The following is a 26,083-nucleotide window of genomic DNA, read 5'->3' as shown; positions in this document are numbered from 1 at the left end:
TTAGCTGTTTTTTCGTTTTTGAACTTGTATACTAAACTCCTTTTCATACTTCTTACCATTTATATAGAAATCCCCCCATATTTTATATGTTCCTTCTTCAGGAAATGTAATACGATATTGTAATTGCTCATCCGTATCAACAGGAATGGCATATAAAAAATGTTCCCTCGTTTCATCAACGATATATAGAGCGTTGACTTCACCTCTCCCTGAATTTAATTTCAGCTTTTCTCCCTTTTTCGCTTGAAACTGAAGTGTTAATGTCACTGCCTCATTCGGATGTAATGCACCGAATAAAAGAGACACTTGATACTCTCCTATATTTTTTGTAAGTACAGTATCGACAGGTAGTTTCTTTTTATTCTTGTCCTTGTTTTTCTCCTTTTTTTCTTCACCAAAATCTTTCTTAGAAAATGATTCCACAGACTTGTTTTCATCTTCATACAAAAATATCGTGTACTCTTCACCTTTCGCTACATCTGAAGATAGCTTATACGATCCATTTCCAGCAAATATAGGCTTCGTTTGTTGTATGTGTTTCAAATTCCCATCCACTATCACTGCCCGAATTTGATCGTTTACACCACGAACTTCATTATTCATTTTATTTAGCAATTGAAACGAAATATCGACTTTTTCATTTCCCTTTTTATTTTCCACATCCCATTTCACTTCTTGAACATCTCCGGTCGTTTCTACAGTTTCTTGATATTTTTTTATGTAAAATCCTCCTGCCACAACAAGTACTAGTGCAATAAGCCCAATGACAAGATTTTTCAAAATATCACCTACCATTTTTATTGTCTTTATCCATGCAAAACCTCTTAAATATATATTCTAGATTATGATTTATGAAATCCTCCTCTTTTGCACATATTACAAATAAAAAAGATTTTGATTGAAAGGAGTCGTAGTGTATAATGCAAATGATATTGATTTCTATCAATACATAATAAGGAGGACTTTTCATGAGTGTACATATTGAAGCAAAACAAGGCGAAATTGCTGAATCTATTCTATTACCTGGTGATCCATTACGTGCAAAATATATCGCTGAAACATTTTTAGAGGACGTTACTTGCTATAACAACGTGCGTGGCATGTTAGGTTTCACTGGAACTTATAAAGGAAAGCGTGTATCTGTTCAAGGTACAGGTATGGGTGTTCCTTCTATTTCTATTTATGTAAACGAATTGATCCAAAGCTACGGAGTAAAAAATTTAATCCGCGTTGGAACTTGTGGTGCAATTCAAAAAGATGTAAAAGTACGTGACGTTATTATCGCAATGACAGCTTGTACAGATTCTAATATGAACCGCTTAACATTCCCAGGATTTGATTTTGCACCAGCTGCAAACTTCGATCTTTTAAAGAAAGCTTACGATGCTGGAACTGAAAAAGGATTACACGTTCGTGTTGGTAACGTATTAACAGCAGATGTATTTTATCGTGAAAGCATGGACATGGTTAAAAAACTTGGAGATTACGGTGTATTAGCAGTAGAGATGGAGACGACTGCTCTTTACACATTAGCAGCTAAATATGGTGTAAATGCATTATCTGTATTAACAGTAAGCGACCATATCTTCACTTGTGAAGAAACAACATCTGAAGAGCGTCAAACTACATTTAACGAAATGATTGAAATCGCTTTAGATGCAGCAATTCAGCAATAGCACACTAAAGAACTTGTCATACGTCTGGCGAGTTCTTTTTTATGCTAAAATACTTCGAAAGTCACTGCACCTTCTCTTTATGTGACTTTCTATAAAAAACTACTTTAGAGAGAGACAGATTTATCCCCTCTACTTTTTTGTAACCTTTGTTATAATTAAGAAATCATTTATATTACAGTATTTTTCATACGAGGTGAAACAGTGAAGAACAGAAGCATCGTCTTTAAACTATTTTTATTAACATCAACTTTATTTACAATCATATTTCTCCTTTTTTTTCTTGGACAATCTCTATTTTTAGAGAAGTTTTATATTAATAAAAAAGTAAAAACCGTTCAAACGGCTTTTGAAAAATTCGTAGATAATTACGAAAAAAGCGCCCAAGACTTTGAGGAAACTAGAAAATTAAAACAAGAATTTCATGATAAAACAAATGCCGAAATCCAATTTTTAGATTCTAACGGAATTATTAAAAGTGAATACAGTTTTTACATTGATGTGATTAACCCTGACAATAATAAAACCTATTCCATCCCCCTTAACAATCTTTTAACACCAGAAGAATATAATAAATTCGCAAACTTAGGATTAAAAAAGGATGGAATAATTTATGTAAACGGACTACTCCAATCGAATAATGTAATAACACCTCAAGAATTAATAACTAATAATACTAGATGGGAAAATGAACAATTCAATTCAGATTTTCAATCCATTAGTGGTAATCCATCTAAAAATAAACTTAAAAATCGATATGATAATACTGGTTCTCCAATCCATTTTACTGGGGTAATATCTAAATTACAGCTTCCTTCCAAGGCTGAGGTTCGTCTTGCAAAGGATTTTGAAACATTACAAGCTGTTCAATATTTTGCAAGAACTATTAGACAAGGTACTTCTAATTCAAATCAATTAAACACGTATATTTTAGATAGTGGGGAAAATATAAAAAACAGTGTCTTTGTAAAGCCTATTATGGAAAACGGAGTAATTAAGGAGTACGCTTTTGTGATAGCATCTTTACAACCTGTTAATGAAGCGATGCTCGTTTTAAAAGATTATTATGTCTATGCCTTAATTATCGTATTTCTCGTTATTATTTTGTTATCCTTCTACTACTCAAAAATCATTGTTAAACCATTAATTAAGATAAATCGCGTTACAAAAAAAATGGCCAACTTTGATTTTAGCGAGAAGTTACCTGTTACAGCAGACGATGAAATTGGCGGGTTATCAAGTAGTATTAATACACTCTCTGTAAATTTAAAAGATCGAATCGACCGATTAAATGTTGCCAATACAAAATTACAACAAGATATTGAACGCGAACGTCAATTGGAAAAAACGAGAAAAGAATTCATTTCTGGTGTATCTCATGAATTAAAAACACCACTTAGTGTTATTCGTAGCTTCGCTGAAGGTATTCAGGATGGCGTAAGTAAAGATACGACATATTATACAAATGTTATTTTGGAAGAGACAGATAATATGAACAGGCTCATTGTTGAAATGTTAGAATTAGCAAAACTAGAATCAGGTACGTACAAACTAGAAATGTCGACATTCTCGATTGGCGAATTAATTCAACAAGTCTATACAAAGTTATTATTTAGCATGGAGGAAAAACATTTACAAGTGGACATCCATGCTGACTCTTCTCTATTTGTTAAAGCAAATCGTAGCCGTATTAAGCAAGTAGTTGTGAACTTGCTTAGCAATGCAATTCGATATACTCCAGATGGTGAAAAAATACACGTCTCTATTGTAGAAACGGAAGATACAGTGAAAATCGAAATTGAAAACACAGGCAATCCTATTCCAGAAGAAAGCCTTGAAAAAATTTGGGATCGCTTCTACCGTTTAGACGCTTCTCGTAGCCGTCATACTGGAGGTACTGGCCTTGGGTTATCCATTGTGAAAAACATTTTAGACTTACATCGCGCTGAATACGGTGTGTATAATACAACTAATAGTGTTGTATTTTATTTTAATTTACAAAAAGTGAAAGAAGTCAAATAATTTGTCTTAATTTCACTAGGAGTTCACATGAAATTCACACTCTCCCTTTATAGTAAGAAACAAGTTAATCCTTTCCTTTACACATATAAAAGAGGAGAGTGCGTGAAATGAAACAAGCAGGACAACCTATTCAAAACGAAAAACAATTAGAAACTATCAAAAATATACTTTTACAATCTTCGAAACGTGATGGCTTATTATTCGTATTAGCTGTAAATTCTGGCTTGAAAGTAAGTGAAATCTTACAATTAAAAGTTAGTGATGTAATCGATGAAAATGAAAATGTTCGCCATTCCATTTTATTTTACAATGAAAAAGTAAAGAAACATAAATGGTTTGCTGTAAATGAAGACTTACAGCACGCAATCGAAGACTACATGAAAGAACGTAAAACTTGGAAACGTAATGAACCATTATTAAAGTCTCAAAAAGGAACAAAGTCTATTACGAGACAACATGCATGGTACATTTTAAACAAAGCTGCAAAAGAAGTTGGATTAGAAGGGATTAGCTCACATACACTTCGAAAAACTTGGGGCTATTGTGCATACAAATCAGGTGTTGATATTGCATTTTTACAACACTTCTTTGATCACAGTACTCCATCAAAAACTTTAAAGTATATCGGTATTGCTTAATAACTCTTATACATAAAAAAGGTTACCATTTGTAAATTTGGTAACCTTTTTTATGTTTCATATTCTCTTTTCTTGTCTCTCCTATACTGTAGTGGTACTCTAATAGTAAGGGGGAGAAATTATGAACACATTAACAATTGAATTACCGAAAGAAACGGCTGAAAAACTTGATTTATTAAAGAAATCTTATGAAAAGAAAACAGGTGCTACAATTTCTGAAAGCACTCTTGTTCAAACACTTATCTCAAAGGAATTTATCCAAGCGATAACTCCTTTTGATTTACAACAATTCGTCAATGGAAAAGAACAGCAGTAATCGCTGTTCTTTTTTTATTTATTTTCAAAATATCAAAAGTTTTTTATTTATTTTTCGAAAAACTATTGACTATGATAATGATAACCATTATCATTTATTACGAAGCCAACAATTGATGAATCAACCAAACGCTCAGTAACATTGTTACCCCTCTTTTTCATATAGAAAAGCATTGTACATTCCCCCTGTTTGTACAGTGCTTTTCTTGTTTGTATTTATTCAAATAAATTTAATTGCTCTGGTTTCGGCTCGCCATATGTAATATTCGTCATTTCCATCAACTGTTTCGCATTGTCCGCCGCATCCCCACCCGAATTATTGTTAAACAAAACGTATATGTCCTTAGTCTTTTTTTTCAATTGCTCTAATCGTTTTACCCATTCTTTCAACTCATTATTATTGTAGCGATATAAACAACGAACCGCTCTCCAATTTTCTCCTTTGTCAAGCCATCCATGAACATTCCGGCCATGAAAACGTATTAACGCCATGTCTGAGTTTGTTGCCTCTAATACAAGCGGTACTGATCCTATTCCTGCCTGAGGCTCATCGCAAATTGTATGAATCCATTTTTCTTGTTCTAAAAATTGTAACGTCTTATCTCTCATTTCTGGATAAAACCATGTTTGATTTCGAAATTCTATTGCACATGGGAAATCTTCCATTTTTTCTTTCGTGTATCGAAGTAAATCTACATTTTTCACTTTACAATCGAACCATGGTGGATATTGAAATAAAATCATTTTTAATTTATTCGCTTCTATTAAAGGAAGAATTGATTGTTTATACACATCAAACATCTCATCGAACGTAGAAAAAGGGATTTCCCCTTTCATATGTCCTGTCATTCCTTGATAAGCTTTTACTATAAAAGAAAAATCTTTCGGCGTTTCCATCGCCCATTTTGTATAATTCCGCGCAGGTTGTATCGCATAAAATGAACTATCTACTTCCACAATGGGAAAATGTTCACTATAAGTTCGCAATTTATTTCTATTTTCATAGGGATTACTATATAAAGAATCATGATCTCCCCATCCCGTCACTCCAATAAAAAGCAAACAAATTCCTCCCTTCCCAACTTCAGCTTACACTCATTCTATATTACTTCACAAAAATACCATCCGATCACTTTCATAAAGTCGCTCATTCTTTAAGAGTATCCGTATAAAAATATGATATACTAAATGGAAGAATTTTTAAATTGAGGGGTTATTTATTTATGCTTCAAGACGATATTATTTTATCTCATGAAAATCGAATAAAAGAATTGGAAAATAAAGTACGGTTATATGAAGAGCTTGTAAATCAATTACCACATCATTTCACATATAAAAATCCACATATTGGTTTGCAAATAAAAAAAACGAGAACATCTCATTCTATTCAACACATACAACAAAAAGATAAAGAGCCTACCTTTCAGCTTACTTGCGATTCACTATTTTTATTTGAACAACTCGAAAAACATTTTGTTCATATTTTCGATGCATTCTCGCATCACGTCACTTTTATTGATAATAAAGGTAACATTACATTATGTAATCAAGCTGCAGCAGATGATTTTGGTGTAATACGAAATTCTATAATTAGGAAACCAATTCAACAATTATTAAACTTACCTGAAGAACAAATTAAAGCTATTGAAACGTTAAAAACGGGAACCGAAATATATAATGAGGAAGTGTTAGACAAAAACTATGGCATCGTAAATAACCGCATTATTCGTGATTATAATGGAGAGATTTTCCGAGTTATTAGTGTATTTCATTATTTAAATACAGAACGTGATGCCGAAAAGTTTTCCCTAGCTGGGCGAATTGCAGCTGGGATTGCACATGAAGTACGAAATCCCCTTACAACGGTACGTGGGTACTTGCAATTTCTACAAGATAGCGTTTCTCCATCCAATAAAGAATTGTTTAAAAGTTTACTCATCCCTGAATTAGATCGTGCCAATAGTATTATTACAAAATTTTTAGCTATTTCAAAAACGCGTGAATTTACTAGAGAACATTTTCCAATCAATACGTTTTTACGCGAGTATATTCAACAACTACTTGCTAGTGAAGTTTTTTTGCACAACATTTCTATTGACTATGATTTTTCTACCGAATTAGATGGTGTACTCGTCAATATTGATCGCCATGAACTCGTGCAAGTTTTTTTAAATTTATTTCAAAATGCTGTCGACGCTCAAGGTGAAGAACCTCTTTCTATTCAAATTACTAGTTATCGCTTAAATAATTTTGTTCGTATTACTTTCAAAGATAATGGAACCGGCATTCCTCCAGCTATTCAAGAATATATATTTGATCCGTTTTTCTCTACAAAAGACTCAGGAACGGGACTGGGATTATCAGTAACGAAGAAAATTATTCAAAATCATAATGGCACATTAAAAGTTACTAGTAATCAAAACGGTACAACTTTCACTATTTCTATCCCAATTTTACCTAAAACAAACCCTGAAAGAATTAATCATTAAAAAGGTTGGACTGTTCCAGGAACTGCACGCCAATTGTTAGATATAACCTAACAATTGGCGTGCAGTTTTTTTATTATAGCCTATTCTTTTTTTACTTATATAAATCTTTCTCTACCTCTTAATCTTTCTTTGTTTTCGCAAGATGGGTAAACTTCTTATTTTTTTTGAAATAGTAGTTTGTCCATCACGAGTTCAGTTTAATTTTCATTTTATTATATAGTAAAGACTATTTATTCTATAAAAGAAAGGAATGAAAAAATGTCCAACAAAAATAAAGGGAAAGTATTCTATGGTAATGATTGTTGCGAAGTAAGAGCTTGCAGTTATATTAATATCTCTAAGTCCGAACTTAAAGAGTATGTTAGACTTCTTCAAGCTCTTGGTCAAAATATTCAAGCCGTATTTCAAAACCCTTCTCAAGATAATATTGATAAACTAATTGATATCCTAAATAATCTTCAAAAATTCCTCAGTTGCTTAGATTTATCACCTGCACAAGAAAAAATCGGAAACTCCATTATTGCTAACTTATTAACTATCCTAAAGACATCACCTTTCTCATGCGGAGCATTATACGTTGAACTACAAAGTCTGCTTAATTATTTATTGTATATTGCTAAGTTATTCAAAATCGATTGCTGTACTATCGATAAACTCGTTAAGCTCATTACAGAAATTCAAGCTATCCTAGTGCAATATGGATCAGGTTGCCTTGGCGGAGGAGCAATAGGTCCTACGGGTGCTACTGGACCTCAAGGGCCTCAAGGAGCTCAGGGACCAGCTGGCGCTCAAGGTGCTACTGGATCTCAAGGCTCTCAAGGTATTCAAGGACCAGTTGGAGCTCAAGGACCGGCTGGCGCTCAGGGACCGGCTGGCACTCAAGGTACTACTGGCGCTCAAGGACCTCAAGGTATTCAAGGGCCAGCTGGTTCTCAAGGTGCTACTGGTGCTCAAGGCTCTCAAGGTATTCAAGGACCAGCTGGTTCTCAAGGTGCTACTGGTGCTCAAGGACCAGCTGGCGCTCAAGGTGCTACTGGTGCTCAAGGATCTCAAGGTATCCAAGGGCCGACTGGCGCTACTGGACCGTCGGGCACACCACTCCCTGTAACTATAGCAGCAATAGGAAATTCTAACCCACAAACCATATCTCCTGGAACAAATATCCAATTCAATCAAGTTTTCGAACTAAATAATCTCTTTTTTAATGACACTTCAGATACTTTAACTATTTTAGAAACAGGAGTATACGATATTAGTTTCTCAGCATCTACAACCTTCCCGGGTTCTTCACCATTTGGATTCGGTATTTCATTCAACGGTCAACCACCTACTCGTAATTTTTCAACTAACGTTATCGGTAGTGCGGTTTCTTTCTCTACAATTGTTACTTTAACAGCTGGTACAACAATCTCTATACAACCTACAGTAAATACTATTTCCATCCCTAACACTGGTGACACAACAGCTACACTATCAGTCTTCCGAATTTACTAATTTTTAGTTTTCATCTTATTTTTGAACGACCAAGAATGTTTGATTTATAGTAATTTGTATTATTTTGATTGTATGTTAAATCTTTTTTTTAATAAAAAGGAGCACTTATTTTGGAGGATAAGTGCTCCTTCTTTACGTTTCTTTACTTCAAATTTACTCTAGCTTAATCCTCTTTTTGTATGATGAATAGTGAAGACAAAGACATGAAAGAGGGATGATAATGCGAATTATATCACTGACACGTTTTTGGTTTGTTCTTATGGTATGCATAATTTTATGTATAGGATTTCTTTTAACTCTAAAATATTCAAACATTTCAAAAGCAGAAAGAAAAACAGTTCCATACGAACTTCTGTATACAAAACAAAATAAAGTCCCGTATTCCTCTTCCACACAAAATGAAAAAAAGATTATAAAAGGAATGCTTATTACAGAAGCTTCTAGTTATGAAAACCTACTTCAAATCGCCGAAACGATTAAAGATCAATATAAAAATAAAGACGTTGATGAAATAACACTCTCTATCCATAATGAAAATACTGGAAGTTACGAAGAGGAATTACCATATGAACCTATTAGTAAAGGAATAATAACCGTCACGTATGATTCTCAATCCTTCGGCAGTACCCATGTTACGCTAAACAAATAAATTGAAGCTTTAATCAGTGGATTTTTCCCCCTACCCACTGATTATTAAGTTAAAACAATCGAATTTTTATAGGCAGCTCGACTCCCACCAGACTTCTTTTCTGCTACCAAATTTTGAATCGAGATAAAATCACTCATTTCTCATAAAAAAGAGGCGAACTCGTTATTCGCCTCTTTTTTTACCAAAATGGAATCCACTCTTTTACTTTATCTATCCATTCCTTTTGCTGTTCTTTTCTTTGTTGTTCCTCTTCTTTTCGCTTTTCCTCTTCTTCTTTTCTTCGTTTTTCCTCCTCAATCATTTTTAATTGTTTTGTATAATCCGCCTCAGGTATTAGCGATAACTGAAATGCCTTTTGAGTTGGATTTCCATTCGCTTTCTTCATAATGTCCCGGAACATTGTCGTTGTAATTTGACTACCTCCTGGCACATAATGCTCACTATCCGTTTTATCATACCCTACCCAAATCGCACCTACTAAATCCGGTGTGTATCCAACAAACCACGAATCCTTCGCACCAATGCTTGGTCCGTTTACAAGCTGGGTAGTCCCTGTCTTGCCTGCTGTATCGATATTATTAACTTTCGCTTTTTCACCCGTTCCCCTTTCAACAACACCTTTTAATAAGTATGTCATCTTTTGGGCAACTTTCTCGTTCGTCACACGAGTTTCTTTCTTATACCATTTTCCAATTGTTTCTCCTTCAGCATTTTGGATTTCTCTAATGGCATGAGCTTCTACTTGGACACCATCATTTGCAAATGCGCTATACGCTTGAGCCATTACAAAAGGTGAAGTCCCTACATGCATACCTCCTAAAGCAATCGGATACGTACGGTCTTCAGGATCTAATGGAATACCAAACCGCTCTAAAGATTTCAATCCTTTATCTAATCCAATTTGCTCTAATAGCCAAACTGCTGAAACATTATATGACTTTGCCACTGCTTCATACATCGTCACATTACCATGGAACGTATGATCACTATTTTGTGGTGCATATTCTTTAATATTAAACGGTTCATCTTTTAATACATCGTATACTTCATATCCTTGCTCTAATGCTGGTACATACACTGCAAGAGGCTTTAACGTTGAACCTGGCTGTCTTTTTAATTGTGTTGCATGATTAAACTGTAAAAATTGATAAGGACCTCTGCCTCCAACTAAAGCCGGAACACCGCCAGTTTTTGGATTCATAAGAACCACTCCAGTTTGCATAAGCTGATCTGAACCACTATCTTTAAAATAACTATCATTATTCACAACATCTTCAACCGCTTGTTGTTTTTTCGGATCAAGTTCCGTATAAATACGATAACCACCTGCTAAAATTTCATTTTGTGTTAATTCATACTTGTCCATCGCTTCTCTAACAATATAATCTACGTATTGAGAATATTTCCCCTTATATTTATCGTCAACACCACGTCGTAATACAAGACCTGATTCTTTTTCCTGATTATATTGTTCTTCAGAAATATATCCTTGTTCCTTCATTAAACTTAATACGACATTACGTCTTTCAATTGACTTATTAAAGTTTTTATACGGCGAATACGCAGATGGCGCTTTAATTAATCCTGCAATCGTTGCAGCTTCTGAAATCGTTAAGTCTTTTACTTCTTTATCAAAATAAGATTTAGCTGCTCTTTTTATCCCCCAAGCACCTTCACCAAAATAAATTTGATTCATATACATTTCAACAATTTCATCTTTCGTATAAGTACGTTCTATTTTTTTCGTTAGAAAGTATTCCTTTATTTTACGCGAGAATGTACGGTCTTGCGTTAAAAATACATTTTTCGCAAGTTGTTGTGTAATTGTACTACCACCTGCCACAACTTCACCGGCTGTAATGTTCTTAAATACAGCACTTATGATTCCACTATAGTAAATACCATGATGACTAAAAAATTCCTTATCTTCTACTGCAACAATTGCTTGAACCATAATATCAGGAATATCTTTCCTTTTGACCCCTTCTGTTTTAGAAGAAGCTAATTTAGTCGCAACTTCATTATTTGCATCATAAATTAAAGTCGGTTGTGGAACAGCTTGTTTTAATTCAGATATATCTTGAATGGAAATTATTATATTTACAACAATAAATAGAGTAGCAAGTAAACTTCCCAATACAATTAATGAATTGCGTAGTTTCTTCCTCTCATTGAACCACTCAAGCGTTTTTTTAAAGTGAGTGTTCTTCAATTTCATTCGTTCACTTCCTTCATTTGTTTACACTCTTCTTTTTAAAAGGAAGAATATACCTCCTTTTAAATTTATTATAATAACGTAGTCGTTCCTATAGTGTAAAGCTTTTCTTTCACATTCATACTTTTCACAAGAAAAGGACATTCTACAAGTAAGATATTCATCATTAAGTATTAATATTATTAATACAACAATGTGAGTTATGTTAAGTTTTTGTAAATTTTTCGATAAAATGTTTTAAAAAACGACAGTTTTTTGTTAGAATTGACTAGCCAATATATTTTACATATATTACTTTTGTGGGGGTAACAATAATGGTCTTTAAATCAAAAAAAGATAAATTTTCTGAAATGCTAATGAATGTTTCCGAAAATTTAAAAGAAGGCGCGCAGTTTTTCGTGGAGTATAAAATTAAAAATGCTAGCGATTTAAAAGAGTTTTCTATGCGCATGAAAGAGTATGAGTCAAAAGGTGACTCATTTATTCACGAAATCATTATGGAGCTAAACAAAGCGTTCATTACTCCTATTGAACGTGAAGACATCCTACAGCTTGCAATGAGTATGGATGATGTATTAGACGGACTAGATCATAGTGCTAGTCTATTCGAAATGTATTCTATTACAGAAGCTGATGAATACATGATTAAATTCGTAGAAGCAATTAATCAATGTGCGATTGAAATTGCAAACTCTGTTGAATTACTGTCTAAAAAGAAATTAGTCGATATTCGTACAAATGCGATTAAGATTAAGGATTACGAGTCACAATGTGATGATATTCGCCGTCATGCGATTAAGCACCTATTCTCTCGTGAGAAAGATCCGATTAAGATTATTCAATTTAAAGAGATTTACGAAGAGCTTGAAGAAGTAGCTGATAGCTGTCAAAGCGTTGCAAACGTATTAGAAACAATCATTATGAAGAACGCGTAAGGAGTTTGATCATGGATACACTCTTGATACTGACCGTTTTAGTAGTCATTTGCGCTTTAGCTTTTGACTTTATCAATGGATTTCACGATACAGCAAACGCTATTGCAACGGCTGTTTCAACGAAAGCTCTAAAGCCTAGACATGCAATTATTATGGCAGCTATTATGAACTTTTTAGGTGCGATGACATTTACAGGTGTAGCAAAAACTATTACAAAAGATATCGTTGACCCATTTGCTTTACCTAATGGTTCTCTTGTAATTTTAGCTGCTTTGCTTGCGGCAATAGTTTGGAATTTAATCACTTGGTACTATGGTATTCCAAGTAGTTCTTCGCATGCAATCATTGGCGCAATCGCTGGTGCAGCAATTGCTGCTGCTGGTGTTAACGCATTAAACTATAAAGGGTTTATAAAAATTCTTGAAGCTTTAATCATTTCACCGATTATCGCTTTTGTTATTGGTTATATCGTATATAGTATTTTTAAAGTCGTATTTAAAAACTTTAACTTAACGAAAACGAACAAAAACTTCCGTATATTCCAGATCTTTACTGCAGCATTACAAGCTTTTACACACGGTACGAATGATGCACAAAAAGCAATGGGAATCATTACGATGGCTCTTATGGCCAATAACTATCATACTTCTGACGACATCCCTTTCTGGGTACAATTAGCTTGTGCAACTGCAATGGGCCTTGGTACTTCTGTCGGTGGATGGAAAATTATTAAAACTGTCGGTGGACAAATTATGAAAATTCGTCCTGTAAATGGTGTAGCTGCCGATTTATCATCATCACTTGTTATTTTCGGTGCAACATTCATTCACTTACCGGTTAGTACAACGCACGTTATCTCTTCTTCTATTTTAGGAGTTGGTGCTTCTCATCGTGTGAAAGGTGTAAAATGGGGAACTGCAAAACGCATGTTAATTACATGGGTAATTACACTTCCTATTTCAGCTTCTGTAGCTGCGTTATTTTACTACTTATTACACTTAATCTTTTAATCAAAAGTCGTCTTCCTTATTTTTCTAGGAAGACGACTTTTTTGTGAACAAGTCTATTTCTTATTAAAAAGCGTGTATAATGATTGTTGGATAAGTTATATAGAGGAGTTGGCAATTTTGGAATACATCATGTTACTTTTCATCGGATTAATCGCTGGGACAGTCGGGAGCCTAGTCGGACTTGGGGGCGGAATTATTATCGTTCCGTTATTAATTGGATTACACAGTTTATCCCCACAACTCGCAGTGGGAACTTCTATGGTAACAGTCGTTTTTACAGGACTGTCTTCTACCCTTACTTATATGAAACATAAACGGGTAGATTATAAAAGTGGACTTATTTTATTTATCGGGAGTGGCCCTGGTGGTATTATTGGATCATGGGCAAACAAATTTTTAAACCAAGATACATTTTCTTTATATTTTGGGATTTTTCTTATATTCGTCTCCATCCTTCTTATACTACGAGACAAATTGAAACCTCTTTCCCTATCAAATATGACTGTAATTAAGCGATCTTTTACAGATAACGAAGGAAATACTGTAGACTATCAATTTCCACCATTTCTCGCTATCTTTATTGCCTTTATAGTTGGATTTATATCCGGATTATTCGGAATTGGTGGTGGCGCCTTACTTGTGCCAGCGATGATGCTCCTTTTTGCGTTCCCAGCACACATTGCTGTAGCAACTTCAATGTTTATCGTATTTCTCTCAGCAATTGTAAGTTCTTTAACTCACATCTCTCTAGGAAATGTCAGCTGGGCTTATGCATTAATTCTTATTCCTGGTGCATGGATTGGCGGAAAAATCGGGGCTTATATTAACACAAAATTAAGCGGTAATGCAGTAATTAATTTATTACGTATCACATTAATTATTCTTGGAACTAGATTAATCATTACTTCATTTTTATAACGCGTTTTTTCTAGAATGCGTTTTTTCTTATACACATGAATATAAAAAGGCTCCTAGGAGAACAAATAAAACTAAACAAACACTTAATAGCATAAAATTTGAAATATGTACTTTCTTCAAGTTGATCACTCCTATAGCTATGACTGTTATCTTTATGATAGCGAAAAAACAGTTATCTGACAGTTACAAAGTGCTAACAATGCAAAATCATTTATTACAAATTTTATCCTTATATTTCATTTCTTTGTATAATCTATCGATTCAATAAAAAAAGATGTCATATTGACATCTTTTTAGTGAAGAAGTGACCATCCCATAAAGTCTTCATGTACTTGGCACGCCCTCTTATCGTTTCGATCATATAATTCAGCATAACTATCTGTTTCTTCATCATAAGCCATCGTATAAATAATTTGGCCGTCTATTTCAATAGATAAAACGACTCCACCTTTCATCTCTTCTACATGAATGATAGCATTCGCCGGAATTCTCATATCCGTCATCTTCATCGCATCTAACAATATACTAAACCCCCTACAGCGTATTCATTGCTAGTACTATTACACACTAAATAGTATACTACTGTAATAGCATACATTTCGTCAATGAAATTGCTGTTTAAAAAGCATATTATCTTTATACATATACGCTAAAATATAAGAAATAGAAATGTTTTAATGGGGGGCTAACATTGATTCTACATAAGGGAAATGTATTATTCCGTCAAGGTGAGGACGGTCCTTTATACTTTATAAAAACAGGTTTATTAAAAGTTATTCGATTAGAAGAAGACGGAACACCATTTTTATTTAATATTATCGTTCCTGGTGAAACGATACCTCACCATTCTTTAATTTCACCGAAGGAATATCACGGTACAGCTATCGCTTTAATAAAAACAGAGGTTGAACCGATTACTAGTAGCGAATGGTACGATAGACTTCAAGCAAATCCTGAATCATATGCCGACATCGCTATGCAATTACAATCGAAACTAAGAATGATGCAACAACGTATTGATCAATTGTCAACCGTCTCTCCGAAAGAACGTCTTCATCGTTTACAAGAGTGGTTCACACTATATTTAGGTGACATTCCTATATATGAAATATTAACGCAAACTGAAATTGGTCAACTGATAGGCATACGCCGTGAAACAGTAAATCGGCTGTTAAGAGAACAAATAAAAAACGAGGTAAAATAATACCTCGTTTTTTGCTTGTTCAAATTTAATCTATTGTAAGCTTGCTGCGGGACCGAAAAATTCATAATGAATGTTCTCTTGTTTAACACCCAAATCAATTAATGCAGCATTTATATGTTTCATAAATGGTACTGGACCGCAGAAATAAAATTCTGCTTCAGTCGTTGGAATAATAGTTTGTAACCATTCACGTTCAATGAATCCTTCTTTATCAAAATTCTTCATTTCCACATCTTGCTCTGTCGGTGAAGAATAGCAAGTATATGCTTTAACTTGTTCATACTCTTTTTCTACTGTCTCAACATGCTCTTTCATCGCATGTGTATTACTATTTATCGCCGCATGAACAAAGCATACATTACGCTTTGATTCTTGTTCAATTAACGTATTTAACATACTCATCATCGGTGTAATACCTACTCCACCACTAATTAGTACAACAGGTAATGTTGACTCCATATTTAATACGAAATCTCCCGCTGGTGCACTTACTGGTAAGACATCTCCTTCCCCTACATGATCATGTAAGTAATTAGATACTTTACCATCTGGTGTATCTACACCTTTTTCTTTCTTTACACTAATACGGTAATATTCTTTTCCAGGAGCATCAGATAAGCTATATTGACGATTATGCGTATATGTTTCACCTTCAATATTTATTTGAATCGTTACATATTGTCCTGGGATGAATGAAGAAACTTTCCCACCATCTTCAGGTTTTAAATAAAATGATGTAATAACGTCGCTTTCCTTCACTTTTTTAACAATCACAAAGTTGCGGAAATCTTTCCATCCACCTTCTTTATGTGCAGCTTCTTCATACATATCCGCTTCAATGCTAATGAATGCATCAGCAATGACGCCATACGCTTCTCCCCATGCATTTAAAACTTCATCAGGTGCGCCTGCGACCTCTTTAATCGCTCGTAGTAAGCATGTACCTACTATTGGATAATGCTCTGCTTTAATACCTAAACTTCTATGCTTATGACCGATTTGTTTTACAACTGGAATAATAGCTTCTAAATTATCAATGTACATTGCAGCTGCATATACAGCATTTGCTAACGCTTGTTGTTGTCTTCCCTTTTTCTGATTCGTATGGTTAAAAATATTCAATAACTCCGGATGTTCCGAAAATAAAATTTGATAAAATCTCGTTGTAATTTCAACACCTTTTTCTTGTAATAACGGTACTGTTGACTTTACGATTTCAATTGTTTTTGCACTTAACATTGTATCTCACTCCTCTATTTCCTTAACTGTTTTTAGTTTAACTGAATTGTATAATACATATTGTGATTTTAATCACTATTGTCATGGTGTTTTTGTGAAAAATATATGAACAATGCACATATTAAATAAATTTTAACTAATGGCGCGTTCCGATCCGCTACTAATTATTAGCCCTCATTAATTGTGCTCAAAAAAAAAGCTAACTAGAATTCTAGCTAGCCTACTACTTTGTTTGTATTGCTTGTTCAATTACTTTTATATTCTGCCCGTTTCCAAACTCTGTATACCCCCATATATTCGTTTCACCTTTATATTTATTCATAAGTATATCCAAGTCATGATATACGCGATGAGCATAGATTACATACTCCATATTCTGAAGCTCCACACCTTTTTTTACAATTTCATAACTTCTATTCACATCGCGTTTTATTTTTTCATTTTTTATTTCTTTATGTATATTTTTTAAAGAGGCTTCTTGCTCTTGAAACCATTGTTTAAAATGTTTCCAATCCCCATCTGTATATTTCTCTGCCTTACCATAATTCAAGAAATTATTATAACTTTCATGTGTCGTACGAACAAAATCGAGTGTCTTCTTCTTCTCTTGTACCTCTTCTATTTGTGCTACTGTATTTACTCCAGCAGACTTATTCGCATAATATAATAGTACTTTCATAAGACTATAGCTCGCTATTGCCATCACAGTAATAGTTATCAATACACTTAACAATTTCTTCATATACAGAACCCCTTTTCTACTATGAATATTACAATGTAATGTTACACTTGTAACATTCTCTCGTAGAAATGTAATTCCTGTTTAAATCCTTCTTTTCATTTCGACACTATTTTTCTACAAACTTCTCCTTGGTAAATGCTCTTGTAAAACAACATAACCTTCATAAGCTGTATAACCGAGTATAGCCATTAATCCGATATAGCAAGCAAATACTGTCCATTTCGTTTTCGTATCGACTTTATAATAATTTTCTTGTTGTTCCTTTTCTGTTTCCCATTCATTTAATTTTCTTTCTGACCTTTCAAATGCTTCTCTTATATGAATTGTATGCATTTCTTTTTCATCTTCATATGGGACATAATCAAGTGGCTCAAATTTTGGTAAAAGGTACTCTAGCACTTCAATCTTTTGAAGTTCTCCTGTTTTTAATTCTTTTTCACGTTCTCTTTGTCTTAATACATTCATCTCATGGTGAATCATATAAATCGTTCGATGCACCGCACCAGTTTCTTTTAATTCCTCTTCAAGCCTAGCAACATATTCTTTCATTCCATCGATTTTATATCCTAATTCCTTAATCGGCTCATCTCTCTTTATTACTCTATATAGTTCCATACAGCCGATAATAACAATAAACCCTCCTAAAATACTCTTGAAGTAAATAGAATAGCCGAGTAGTAAAATTAGCCCTGCTCCCCAAATTTTCGTGCTTACAACTGAAATTATTCGTCCACCATCTAACGGAGAAACTGGAATTAAGTTAAAGAAATTAATCATACTTCCAAGTAAAATAATAAGCGCCCAAAATGGCTCTTTCGTTATTATATACAGTGGGATCGCGGGTAAAAATGAAAGCAATCCGAAAAGAGGTCCCATATATGCAATGTAAGCTTCATCTTTTGCATTTTTCGGCATCTCTTTCATCCCAATAAGAGCTCCCATAAATGGTATGAAGATTGCTGGCGATGTTGGTATACCTTTCTTTCTCGCTGCCCATAAATGCCCCATCTCATGTACAAACAATAAATACACGAGTGCTACCCCAAACTTCCAACCATATATGACTGCGTATGCACCAAGCGATAAAAACATACTAAATACTGTTGAAAATTTTGCTAACTTAAAAATTGCAAATACCCATTTTAACTTAGATAGTAAAAATAACCCTATTGCAACAATAATTCCCCATAACCCTTTTTTATTATTTTTCATATTCCTCTCCTTTATCTCGCTTTACTGAGCCATATACACTCATCAAAACTTATTCTTTTCTCTATTATGACATATTTTTTTCTATTGTTAGAAATAATGTTTATTTCATCCATTTTTAGACAAAAATAAAAATAAAAGGAGGTAAATAAAAATGAAATTACAATCTCTTATGATAGGCGCTCTATCGTTTTTAGCTTCAACTCTTATTTTTTATACCGTCAGTTACGTATTATTATTAGATTGGTTACCAAATCACTTATTTATAGCCCTTATTATTCTTTCTGCTCTTATGATTTCCTTTCTAATTACACGAAAATCAATGAATGAGCCATCTGCAAAAGCAAAATAATAGAGGGGATATCTTCCCCTCTATTATCATTTCCTAGGAAAGGCCATATAGACTTTATGATTCTTACTGCCCGCTATTTGCGGGCAGTAAGAATCCCACCTCAAAATTCGACTGGAGCAAAGAAGTTAGGTGGGAGTCGTGCTAATAATCAGCGGGGGATGCCCCCACTGATTAAAGTTTCACTTTATCTTTGTAAATTCATTTTTTCACCATACTCTTTAACAATTTGAATAATGTTTTGAAATGCTCCTACTTCTTCTTTCTTACTATTTAATATTTGTAAATCGTAATTATCATAATAGGTTTCTAGTGATTTTAATTGTGATTCTGAAGCATCTTTTATCGGAACAGTAACATTCAATTCATACTGTTTATACCCTTCCTTTACTTTTTCAGCTGAAATTATTTCACTCTCTTTTGCACCAATTAATTTTTGAACCTTTTCCGGGAAAATTAATTGCAAATAATATTCTTGTTCCTTTGCTAACTTATTATATAGTGATTGTGAAATCGTATAACGTACTGTATAATTCATTTTTTGATCACCTGCTTTAATATGAAACGCAGTAAGCTGCATGTCTTTTTTTGTTACTTCTGTTAAAGTACCTACCTGCATCTCATCTTCTTTTTGTTCTGGAATCTTTGGAAATATAGCCAAAAGCTTTTCCGTATCTTTTTCGTTAAGCATATACATATCTTTCTTATACTGCACCCATCCTCGGCGGTCTTCTCCTCTTAACCATGCATAATATGTTTCTTTTTTTCCATCTCTACTAATTTGTATTTCATATTCCGGTTCACCAAAACTACCCGTTACTTCTTGTTTTTCCGCTTTGTTTATAATATCCACCACCAACTCCGCATCCATTTTCTTTAAATTTTTTTCTTCTTTACCTTTTTGTATAACAGTTACTTGTAATGGTTCTTTCACTTCATTCACCGTCTCCTCTACTTGTTTCGATTCTTTCTTTTGCTCGGCTTGACCACACGACGCGAGTAAAATAACACATAAAAACATTAAATATTTCCCTTTCAAATCGATTCTCCTTTTCCAATAAGAAATTCTTATAATCCTCATACATAAAACAAAAACGTTACATTATATAGAATGAGCTATACTATACATTGAAGGGAGGATTTTACAATGTCCATTAATTTTCATGATGCAAATAATAAGTATACGTATGCAAATCGTAACGCACATATTTCATGGCAGGACACAATAAATAATATTGTAGATGTGCAAAATAAAAAAGTAATTGATATAGGTTGTGGTGGCGGCATTTATACGAAAGAACTTGCTCTTATGGGAGCCAAAAGTGTTGTTGGGCTTGACTTTTCAAAAGAAATATTACAAGCTGCAAAAGAAAATTGTAATGCCTTCCCAAACATTTCATTCATTCACGGTGATGCGCATAACATTCCATACCCTAACGAAACATTCGACCTTATCATTTCGCGTGCAGTCATTCATCACTTACAAGATATTCCTATATTTATACGAGAGGCTTCTCGCATATTAAAAAAAGACGGTACACTTATTTTACAAGACCGAACTATTGAAGATTGTACAATTCCAGGAAATCCTGAACACATTCGTGGATATTTTTTCTCTGTATTTCCAAAACTCATTGAAATAGAATCAAAAAGAAGACCAAAAACCACTACCATACAGCAAGAATTACAAAAATATTCTCTTCAAGTATTCCCCATACAAACACAATGGGAAGTACGAAAAACACATGATTCTGTAGAAGCATTGCTGCAAGATTTATCTCCTCGAACCGGACGATCCATTCTATATGAATTAACAGATAATGAACTTTCTCAACTTCTACATCATATCCAAACGGCATTACAAAACGTCTCTCCTATCATCGAAAGAGATCGTTGGACAATTTGGAGTGCGAAAAAATTGTAAGGAAGGAAGCCTCACAAAATAATGTGAGGCTTCCTTCTTTCATAATCTAGTTTTGCAACACTCTTGATATCCTCCACTCCTGGCCTGTGCACTTCCACACTTCGGACATACTAAATATCTAGACTGATTTGTCAACAAACTACCTTTTTGAAAGAGTAAAACTTCTGCTTGTTTAAACGAACGCGAATAATATAACCACATAAAACCAATTATAGCAATAATGCCAAATAATACTCCCATCGCAAGCATTTCAGTCACCTCTTTTGGTTTGTTCTTTCCAGCAAGTGGATTGTTGTATTATTCTCTGCAAATTCAAACAATTCCTCCCTTACTCCTATAAATATCGATTTTCTCCATAAACTTTACAATTCTCTATAATGTTTTACAGCATTTTTACAAACAGCATTAACCCTTATATTCCCAGCTATATTTCTACAGGAAAGTGTATTTCCCAAAAAATATGTTGACTTTCTAAAAAAAACATGCAAAAATACTGTCAGAATACTTGAATAAAAATTCATTGACGAGAACGAGTACGTTATAGAGCTGTTCCCCAGAGAGTTGGTATTTTGCTGAAAGCCAATGCTCAGTTCGTAACCGAAAATCATCTCCGAGAAGTAGAACTGAATGCTGAAGTAAGTTCTTACCGGTCGTCCCCCGTTACAAGGAACACGTATCATGTTGTACGTTGTAAAGCCGTATACATATAGATATATTTCTACATGTATAAATTAGGGTGGTATCGCGGGTAAATATAACTCGTCCCTTTCTTAAGGGACGAGTTTTTTGTGTTCTTACAATGAATTTACAAAAAAGGAGGAAAAAACAATGAACACTATATCAAAAAAACATGTTTTTTTCACAGGTCTTATGCTATTTTCTTTATTTTTTGGAGCAGGCAATTTAATTTTCCCTCCAATGCTTGGACAAAATGCTGGTGAAAACTTTTGGCCAGCAATGATTGGGTTTTTACTAACAGGAGTCGGCTTACCGCTACTTACTGTTATCGCCATTTCTCTATCAGGAAATGGAATGCAACAACTTGCAAGTCATGTTCATCCATTATTCGGAATATTCTTTACGATAATTGTATACATTGCAATTGGTCCATCTATGGGCATCCCACGTGTTGCTAATGTCGCTTATGAAATGGGCGTTAGTTCTTTCTTACCAGAAACTATTCGCTCTAGCAGCCTAGCGCTATTTTTATACACAGTCATCTTCTTTGCTATCGTATTTTGGCTTAGTTTAAATCCTTCTAAGCTCGTCGATCGTATCGGAAGTGTATTAACACCCATTTTACTACTCTCTATTTTCTTATTATTCTTTAAGAGTGTATTTTCACCACTTGGGCAATCTGGACCAGCAATGCAAGAGTATCAAACTTCTCCAATTTTCAAAGGTTTTATGGAAGGATACTTAACAATGGATACCATTTCAGCGCTTGCATTTGGAATTATCGTTGTAAATGCAATTCGCTCAAAAGGTGTGAATGACCGCAAATCAATTGCCATCGCAACAGCAAAAGCAGGACTTATTGCCGCTACTGGTCTCGTACTTGTATACGGTGCACTTGGTTGGCTCGGTGCAACAAGCGTCTCTCTCGGATATGCGAAAAATGGCGGACAGCTACTTACCGTTATCGTACAACAATTACTTGGTCCATACGGTCTAATCCTACTATCTCTTATCGTTACACTCGCTTGCTTAACAACATGTGTTGGACTTGTATCTGCATGTAGTCAATATTTCTCAACTTTATTGACAAAATTTTCATACAAAACGTTAGCAAGTATCATTTGCTCATTAGGATTATTAGTTGCCAACTTAGGTTTAACAAAAATTATTGCCATCTCTGTGCCTATTTTACTTGTTGTATATCCAATTGCGATTGTACTTGTGTTACTATCATTACTTCATAAATATTTCGGTGGATATCGTTCTGTTTATGTAGGTGCGTTAATTGGATCCGCAATTGTGAGCGTATTTGATGGATTAAAACAAGGGGATATTCCTGTTTCATTTATCACATCTTATTTCGAGTTTATTCCATTATATAATGAAGGAATTGGCTGGTTAGTGCCAGCATTAGTTGGGGCTATTATCGGTTTTGCTATCGCAAAGTTAAGTGGTGCAAAAGCAGTACCATTAACGGGTCATTCACCTGAATCGAAAGTATCATAAAAAAACTCCCATTTCGGGAGTTTTTTTACATTTGATAAGAAGTATGATTAAAGCTACTTACTTTATAGGCTTTCGTATAGTAATCAATATTCGTATCCACTGTTTCTACTTTTACAACATCATAGCAATCTTCTTGCTTCACTAGAAATAAATAATATTCTTCTGTTGCCTCAATAATTGCAATACGATCTGTTTCAATATCATATTGTTCACAAAGTGCTTGCAACGCATTCACATAGTTACCTAATTTTTTCGTTGTATCCATTCCAAATATCGTTTGAACTAACATACACTCTCTCCCCTTTGTATGTACTGTTAACACCCTAATGATACCGCTTACATAAATAACCGTCAACAAAAGCTTTGACCATATATAGTCAAAGCTTCCTTCTTATTTCGTCAATTGGTGTCTAAACGCATAAATAACCGCCTGTGTCCGGTCACTTACATTTAGCTTATTTAATATATTACTCACATGTGTCTTTACTGTTTTAAGGGCAATAAACAACTCATCTGCAATCTCTTGATTACTTTTCCCCTCTGCAATTAATAACAAAATTTCAGACTCTCTTTCTGTTAACTCCTCATGCAAAGGGTGTTCTTTCTTCTGACGCATACGAGACATCATTTTGCCAGTAACTTTCGGCTCTAATACCGTTTCCCCACCATAAGTAGCTCTTACAGCGTCTGCAATATCACTCGCTCTTGATGTTTTTAATAAATAACTTGTCGCTCCCGCCTCAATAACAGGATATAACTTTTCATCATCTAAAAAGCTTGTTACAACTACAATTTTCGCTTCTGGCCATTCTTGAATAATAGCACGTGTTGCTTCAACCCCATCCATCTCATCCATAACAAGGTCCATTAAAATAATATCCGGTCTTAATTGCAAAGCTAACTCTGAACCTTTTCTTCCATTTTCAGCTTCTCCAACTACTTCAATATCTGGCTGCGTTGATAAATATGCTGATACACCCATTCGAACCATTTCATGATCATCAACTAGTAATACTTTTATCATGATTCTCCCCCTCTCTCAATCATAATTGGTACTTTCACTTCTATTTGCGTACCTTTATTCGGAAAACTAAGAACTTTTAATGTACCACCAATTTCATGAACTCGCTCTTGCATTGATCTTAAACCGTATGAACCGGCCTTATTAACCCCAACTTTAAACCCAACACCGTCATCAATAATTTTCAAAATCGCATATTGATCAATTTTACGAAGGCGTACTTCGGTTTTCTTTGCCTTCGCATGCCGTAAAGTATTAGACAGCGCCTCTTGTACAATACGGAATAAATGATCCTCTACACCTTTTTTTAATTGAATCGGTTCAATTAACCATTCAATTTTCATATGTTGCTTTCTAGACAGTTCTGTTAATAATTCTTCTATACCCTCTATTAGTTTCTTACCTTCTAACTGCACTGGGCGTAAATGAAGGAGCAATGCTCTCATTTCTGATTGTGCATTTACAACCATATTCTCAACAAGCTGCAACTGTTTTTTCGTCGTGTCTGGAATTTCAGCTGCTTGTTCATTAATGGCTGACATCATCATCGACATTGCAAAAAGCTGCTGACTTACAGAATCATGCAGCTCTCTCGCTAATCGATGCCTTTCTTGAGAAATCGCTTCTTGTCTCATCTCTTCATTCCAATGGGCTCGTTCATTCGTTACTTTTTGAAATAGCCCAGCTTGCTCCTCTAAGCGACGAGCAAGACCAATTACTTTTCGTTCCACTTCATGAAATTCATCGTCCGCAGTAAATGAAACATCACTTGGAAAATTCCCTCGTTCTACTTCAAATAGAAAAGTATTTAATCCTTGTATACGCTGTTCTATATAATAACCGATTGCATATCCTACAATTCCTCCGATAAGAAGACTCGTACTCACAATAAACAAGCCAATTGGAACAGAAGCAATGGATTCTTTCCATAGTAAATCATAAACTTGTTGCTCGCTTTTCCATACATATACAATTGTACAAATAAGTGCGATACTCACAGAGGACAACATAGAATAACGAATATACATCCACGAAATATTCCTTTGTTTTTTCATTATACTTTCCTCACTTCCGTATCGCCTACGACAAGCGAAGAAATAATTTTAATACGACGAGGGGCCTCTTTATACTGTTCTGTTCTAAACGTAACATTACGGTTAAATCCAGTTTCTTCGTGTCCTGGCAGGAGCACTCGCCCAACAATAACAGAATGATTTAAAGACAATTCAATATCATATGGTACATATAAACGAATATTACCAATGACGCCCCGAATAACAATAACCGTTTCCCCCTCTGGAATCATAGCAGTTGTTAAATCAATCTCGACATCACAAGCACCATATTGGACGTTAATATCCTCTAGTTCATAAATATGATCCATCATTCGTACATTACCTACAAACATATTTTTTATATACGGTTCTGTACGATATATTTGTTTTTCTTCATCTATATATCCCTTTTCTTTAATTTCAACTTTCATTGCTTTTTGCTGATGTCCTTGTTGAATAAGTTGATAACCAATTAAAGCTAAACAAGCAAACACAACAAGTACGAATGCTGCTGATGAAAATAAGAAGAATAAGAATACAATACCACCGACAAATAAAAATACATTCCCTCTTACATAACGGTTCTTCTTTCGATAATGTCTTCCAAACATAATCATAATAAATGCAAATATTAGACCACCTGGTTCAAAATGTCCAAGTATCATATCAAGAAAAAGACCGAATCCAAATATGATGAGGAGCATCCCCATTAATTGTGTTTTTGAAAAGTGCTTCTTCATTTCAGCTCCCCCCCTCTTTGTCACCTATACATAGAAGAAAAGGCATTGCTTTCCAACA

27 protein-coding genes and 1 other annotated feature are annotated in these 26,083 nt (G+C 34.3%); of the genes, 14 read left to right on the top strand and 13 right to left on the bottom strand.

The window, feature by feature from the left end; translation table 11 throughout:
• Window positions 1-795, bottom strand: coding sequence for a hypothetical protein (locus FT637_RS08195; RefSeq protein ID WP_193645857.1), 795 nt, complete (start codon window positions 793-795; stop codon window positions 1-3).
• A gap of 173 nt (window positions 796-968) precedes the next feature.
• Between FT637_RS08195 and deoD the strand changes: the two genes are divergently transcribed.
• From deoD to FT637_RS08175, 4 genes are all read left to right on the top strand, one after another.
• Window positions 969-1,676, top strand: a complete 708-nt coding sequence (gene deoD / locus FT637_RS08190) for a purine-nucleoside phosphorylase (RefSeq protein WP_193645856.1) — start codon at window positions 969-971, stop codon at window positions 1,674-1,676.
• Window positions 1,677-1,877: 201 nt separating this feature from the next.
• Window positions 1,878-3,695, top strand: a complete 1,818-nt coding sequence (locus FT637_RS08185; protein ID WP_193645855.1) for a sensor histidine kinase — start codon at window positions 1,878-1,880, stop codon at window positions 3,693-3,695.
• A 107-nt stretch (window positions 3,696-3,802) separates the two neighbouring features.
• Window positions 3,803-4,333 carry a tyrosine-type recombinase/integrase gene (locus FT637_RS08180; RefSeq protein ID WP_000806236.1) on the top strand — a complete coding sequence of 177 codons (531 nt, stop codon included), beginning with the start codon at window positions 3,803-3,805 and terminating at the stop codon, window positions 4,331-4,333.
• A gap of 121 nt (window positions 4,334-4,454) precedes the next feature.
• Window positions 4,455-4,649 carry a DUF3924 family protein gene (locus tag FT637_RS08175; protein ID WP_002149425.1) on the top strand — a complete coding sequence of 65 codons (195 nt, stop codon included), beginning with the start codon at window positions 4,455-4,457 and terminating at the stop codon, window positions 4,647-4,649.
• 215 nt (window positions 4,650-4,864) lie between these two features.
• Here FT637_RS08175 and FT637_RS08170 read toward each other — a convergent pair whose 3' ends face one another.
• On the bottom strand, window positions 4,865-5,710 hold the full coding sequence (locus FT637_RS08170; protein ID WP_193645854.1) for a DUF72 domain-containing protein: 846 nt from the start codon (window positions 5,708-5,710) through the stop codon (window positions 4,865-4,867).
• A gap of 161 nt (window positions 5,711-5,871) precedes the next feature.
• Here FT637_RS08170 and FT637_RS08165 point away from each other — a divergent pair, with 161 nt between their 5' ends.
• The 3 genes from FT637_RS08165 (at window position 5,872) to FT637_RS08155 (ending at window position 9,280) form a co-directional block, all read left to right on the top strand.
• Window positions 5,872-7,137 carry an ATP-binding protein gene (locus FT637_RS08165; protein ID WP_193645853.1) on the top strand — a complete coding sequence of 422 codons (1,266 nt, stop codon included), beginning with the start codon at window positions 5,872-5,874 and terminating at the stop codon, window positions 7,135-7,137.
• A 258-nt stretch (window positions 7,138-7,395) separates the two neighbouring features.
• Window positions 7,396-8,631 (top strand): Gly-Xaa-Xaa repeat protein, encoded by a 1,236-nt coding sequence (locus tag FT637_RS08160; protein WP_193645852.1) that lies wholly within the window; start codon window positions 7,396-7,398, stop codon window positions 8,629-8,631.
• A 220-nt stretch (window positions 8,632-8,851) separates the two neighbouring features.
• Window positions 8,852-9,280 carry a hypothetical protein gene (locus FT637_RS08155; RefSeq protein WP_193645851.1) on the top strand — a complete coding sequence of 143 codons (429 nt, stop codon included), beginning with the start codon at window positions 8,852-8,854 and terminating at the stop codon, window positions 9,278-9,280.
• Between the two features lie 178 nt (window positions 9,281-9,458).
• Here the strand turns inward: FT637_RS08155 and FT637_RS08150 are convergent, their stop codons facing one another.
• The gene (locus tag FT637_RS08150) at window positions 9,459-11,498 is read right to left on the bottom strand and encodes a transglycosylase domain-containing protein (RefSeq protein ID WP_193645850.1); all 2,040 of its coding nucleotides are present in this window, start codon (window positions 11,496-11,498) and stop codon (window positions 9,459-9,461) included.
• A 311-nt stretch (window positions 11,499-11,809) separates the two neighbouring features.
• On the opposite strand from FT637_RS08150, the gene FT637_RS08145 reads away from it, so the two are divergent.
• The 3 genes from FT637_RS08145 (at window position 11,810) to FT637_RS08135 (ending at window position 14,358) form a co-directional block, all read left to right on the top strand.
• Window positions 11,810-12,430 (top strand): DUF47 domain-containing protein, encoded by a 621-nt coding sequence (locus tag FT637_RS08145; RefSeq protein ID WP_002086688.1) that lies wholly within the window; start codon window positions 11,810-11,812, stop codon window positions 12,428-12,430.
• An 11-nt stretch (window positions 12,431-12,441) separates the two neighbouring features.
• A complete protein-coding gene (locus FT637_RS08140; protein WP_193645849.1) occupies window positions 12,442-13,440 on the top strand; it encodes an inorganic phosphate transporter in 999 nt (332 codons plus the stop codon).
• A gap of 117 nt (window positions 13,441-13,557) precedes the next feature.
• Complete coding sequence (locus FT637_RS08135; RefSeq protein WP_002158631.1) at window positions 13,558-14,358, top strand: sulfite exporter TauE/SafE family protein; 801 nt, start codon at window positions 13,558-13,560, stop codon at window positions 14,356-14,358.
• Between the two features lie 293 nt (window positions 14,359-14,651).
• Here the strand turns inward: FT637_RS08135 and FT637_RS08130 are convergent, their stop codons facing one another.
• Window positions 14,652-14,879, bottom strand: a complete 228-nt coding sequence (locus FT637_RS08130; protein WP_193645848.1) for a hypothetical protein — start codon at window positions 14,877-14,879, stop codon at window positions 14,652-14,654.
• A 170-nt stretch (window positions 14,880-15,049) separates the two neighbouring features.
• On the opposite strand from FT637_RS08130, the gene FT637_RS08125 reads away from it, so the two are divergent.
• Complete coding sequence (locus tag FT637_RS08125) at window positions 15,050-15,562, top strand: Crp/Fnr family transcriptional regulator (protein ID WP_193645847.1); 513 nt, start codon at window positions 15,050-15,052, stop codon at window positions 15,560-15,562.
• A 30-nt stretch (window positions 15,563-15,592) separates the two neighbouring features.
• On the opposite strand, the gene hmpA is transcribed toward FT637_RS08125, so the two are convergent.
• From hmpA to FT637_RS08110, 3 genes are all read right to left on the bottom strand, one after another.
• The gene (gene hmpA, locus FT637_RS08120; protein WP_193645846.1) at window positions 15,593-16,801 is read right to left on the bottom strand and encodes an NO-inducible flavohemoprotein; all 1,209 of its coding nucleotides are present in this window, start codon (window positions 16,799-16,801) and stop codon (window positions 15,593-15,595) included.
• Between the two features lie 223 nt (window positions 16,802-17,024).
• A complete protein-coding gene (locus FT637_RS08115) occupies window positions 17,025-17,543 on the bottom strand; it encodes a hypothetical protein (protein WP_193645845.1) in 519 nt (172 codons plus the stop codon).
• Window positions 17,544-17,657: 114 nt separating this feature from the next.
• Window positions 17,658-18,755, bottom strand: coding sequence for a site-2 protease family protein (locus FT637_RS08110; protein ID WP_193645844.1), 1,098 nt, complete (start codon window positions 18,753-18,755; stop codon window positions 17,658-17,660).
• Between the two features lie 151 nt (window positions 18,756-18,906).
• Between FT637_RS08110 and FT637_RS08105 the strand changes: the two genes are divergently transcribed.
• Window positions 18,907-19,104: a hypothetical protein gene (locus FT637_RS08105; protein ID WP_000776287.1), complete on the top strand. Its 198-nt coding sequence runs from the start codon at window positions 18,907-18,909 to the stop codon at window positions 19,102-19,104.
• Window positions 19,105-19,288: 184 nt separating this feature from the next.
• Here FT637_RS08105 and FT637_RS08100 read toward each other — a convergent pair whose 3' ends face one another.
• On the bottom strand, window positions 19,289-20,140 hold the full coding sequence (locus tag FT637_RS08100; protein ID WP_193645843.1) for a hypothetical protein: 852 nt from the start codon (window positions 20,138-20,140) through the stop codon (window positions 19,289-19,291).
• Between the two features lie 108 nt (window positions 20,141-20,248).
• Between FT637_RS08100 and FT637_RS08095 the strand changes: the two genes are divergently transcribed.
• Entirely contained in the window at window positions 20,249-21,025 is a 777-nt protein-coding gene (locus FT637_RS08095) for a class I SAM-dependent methyltransferase (RefSeq protein WP_193645842.1), read from the top strand.
• A gap of 39 nt (window positions 21,026-21,064) precedes the next feature.
• Here the strand turns inward: FT637_RS08095 and FT637_RS08090 are convergent, their stop codons facing one another.
• Entirely contained in the window at window positions 21,065-21,274 is a 210-nt protein-coding gene (locus FT637_RS08090; protein ID WP_000880631.1) for a hypothetical protein, read from the bottom strand.
• 262 nt (window positions 21,275-21,536) lie between these two features.
• Window positions 21,537-21,795 (top strand) — a binding site (T-box leader).
• 58 nt (window positions 21,796-21,853) lie between these two features.
• Here FT637_RS08090 and brnQ3 point away from each other — a divergent pair.
• Complete coding sequence (gene brnQ3 / locus FT637_RS08085; RefSeq protein WP_193645841.1) at window positions 21,854-23,209, top strand: branched-chain amino acid transport system II carrier protein BrnQ3; 1,356 nt, start codon at window positions 21,854-21,856, stop codon at window positions 23,207-23,209.
• Between the two features lie 25 nt (window positions 23,210-23,234).
• Here the strand turns inward: brnQ3 and FT637_RS08080 are convergent, their stop codons facing one another.
• The 4 genes from FT637_RS08080 to liaF all read right to left on the bottom strand — a co-directional run bounded on the left by FT637_RS08080 (window position 23,235) and on the right by liaF (window position 26,025).
• The gene (locus FT637_RS08080; protein WP_193646239.1) at window positions 23,235-23,531 is read right to left on the bottom strand and encodes a DUF3992 domain-containing protein; all 297 of its coding nucleotides are present in this window, start codon (window positions 23,529-23,531) and stop codon (window positions 23,235-23,237) included.
• A gap of 69 nt (window positions 23,532-23,600) precedes the next feature.
• Window positions 23,601-24,233 carry a response regulator gene (locus FT637_RS08075; RefSeq protein WP_193645840.1) on the bottom strand — a complete coding sequence of 211 codons (633 nt, stop codon included), beginning with the start codon at window positions 24,231-24,233 and terminating at the stop codon, window positions 23,601-23,603.
• Complete coding sequence (locus FT637_RS08070) at window positions 24,230-25,285, bottom strand: sensor histidine kinase (protein WP_193645839.1); 1,056 nt, start codon at window positions 25,283-25,285, stop codon at window positions 24,230-24,232. Before FT637_RS08070 ends, FT637_RS08075 begins: the two co-directional genes overlap by 4 nt.
• Window positions 25,285-26,025, bottom strand: coding sequence for a cell wall-active antibiotics response protein LiaF (liaF, locus tag FT637_RS08065; RefSeq protein ID WP_002117517.1), 741 nt, complete (start codon window positions 26,023-26,025; stop codon window positions 25,285-25,287). Before liaF ends, FT637_RS08070 begins: the two co-directional genes overlap by 1 nt.
• Window positions 26,026-26,083 lie beyond the last annotated feature (58 nt).

It is taken from the genome of Bacillus cereus, from assembly GCF_015071065.1.
In the GTDB taxonomy this organism is placed as follows: Bacteria; Bacillota; Bacilli; order Bacillales; family Bacillaceae_G; genus Bacillus_A; species Bacillus_A cereus_BA.
The sequence above is the reverse complement of the archived record's forward strand: the minus strand, read 5'-3'. Positions and strand labels throughout refer to the sequence as shown.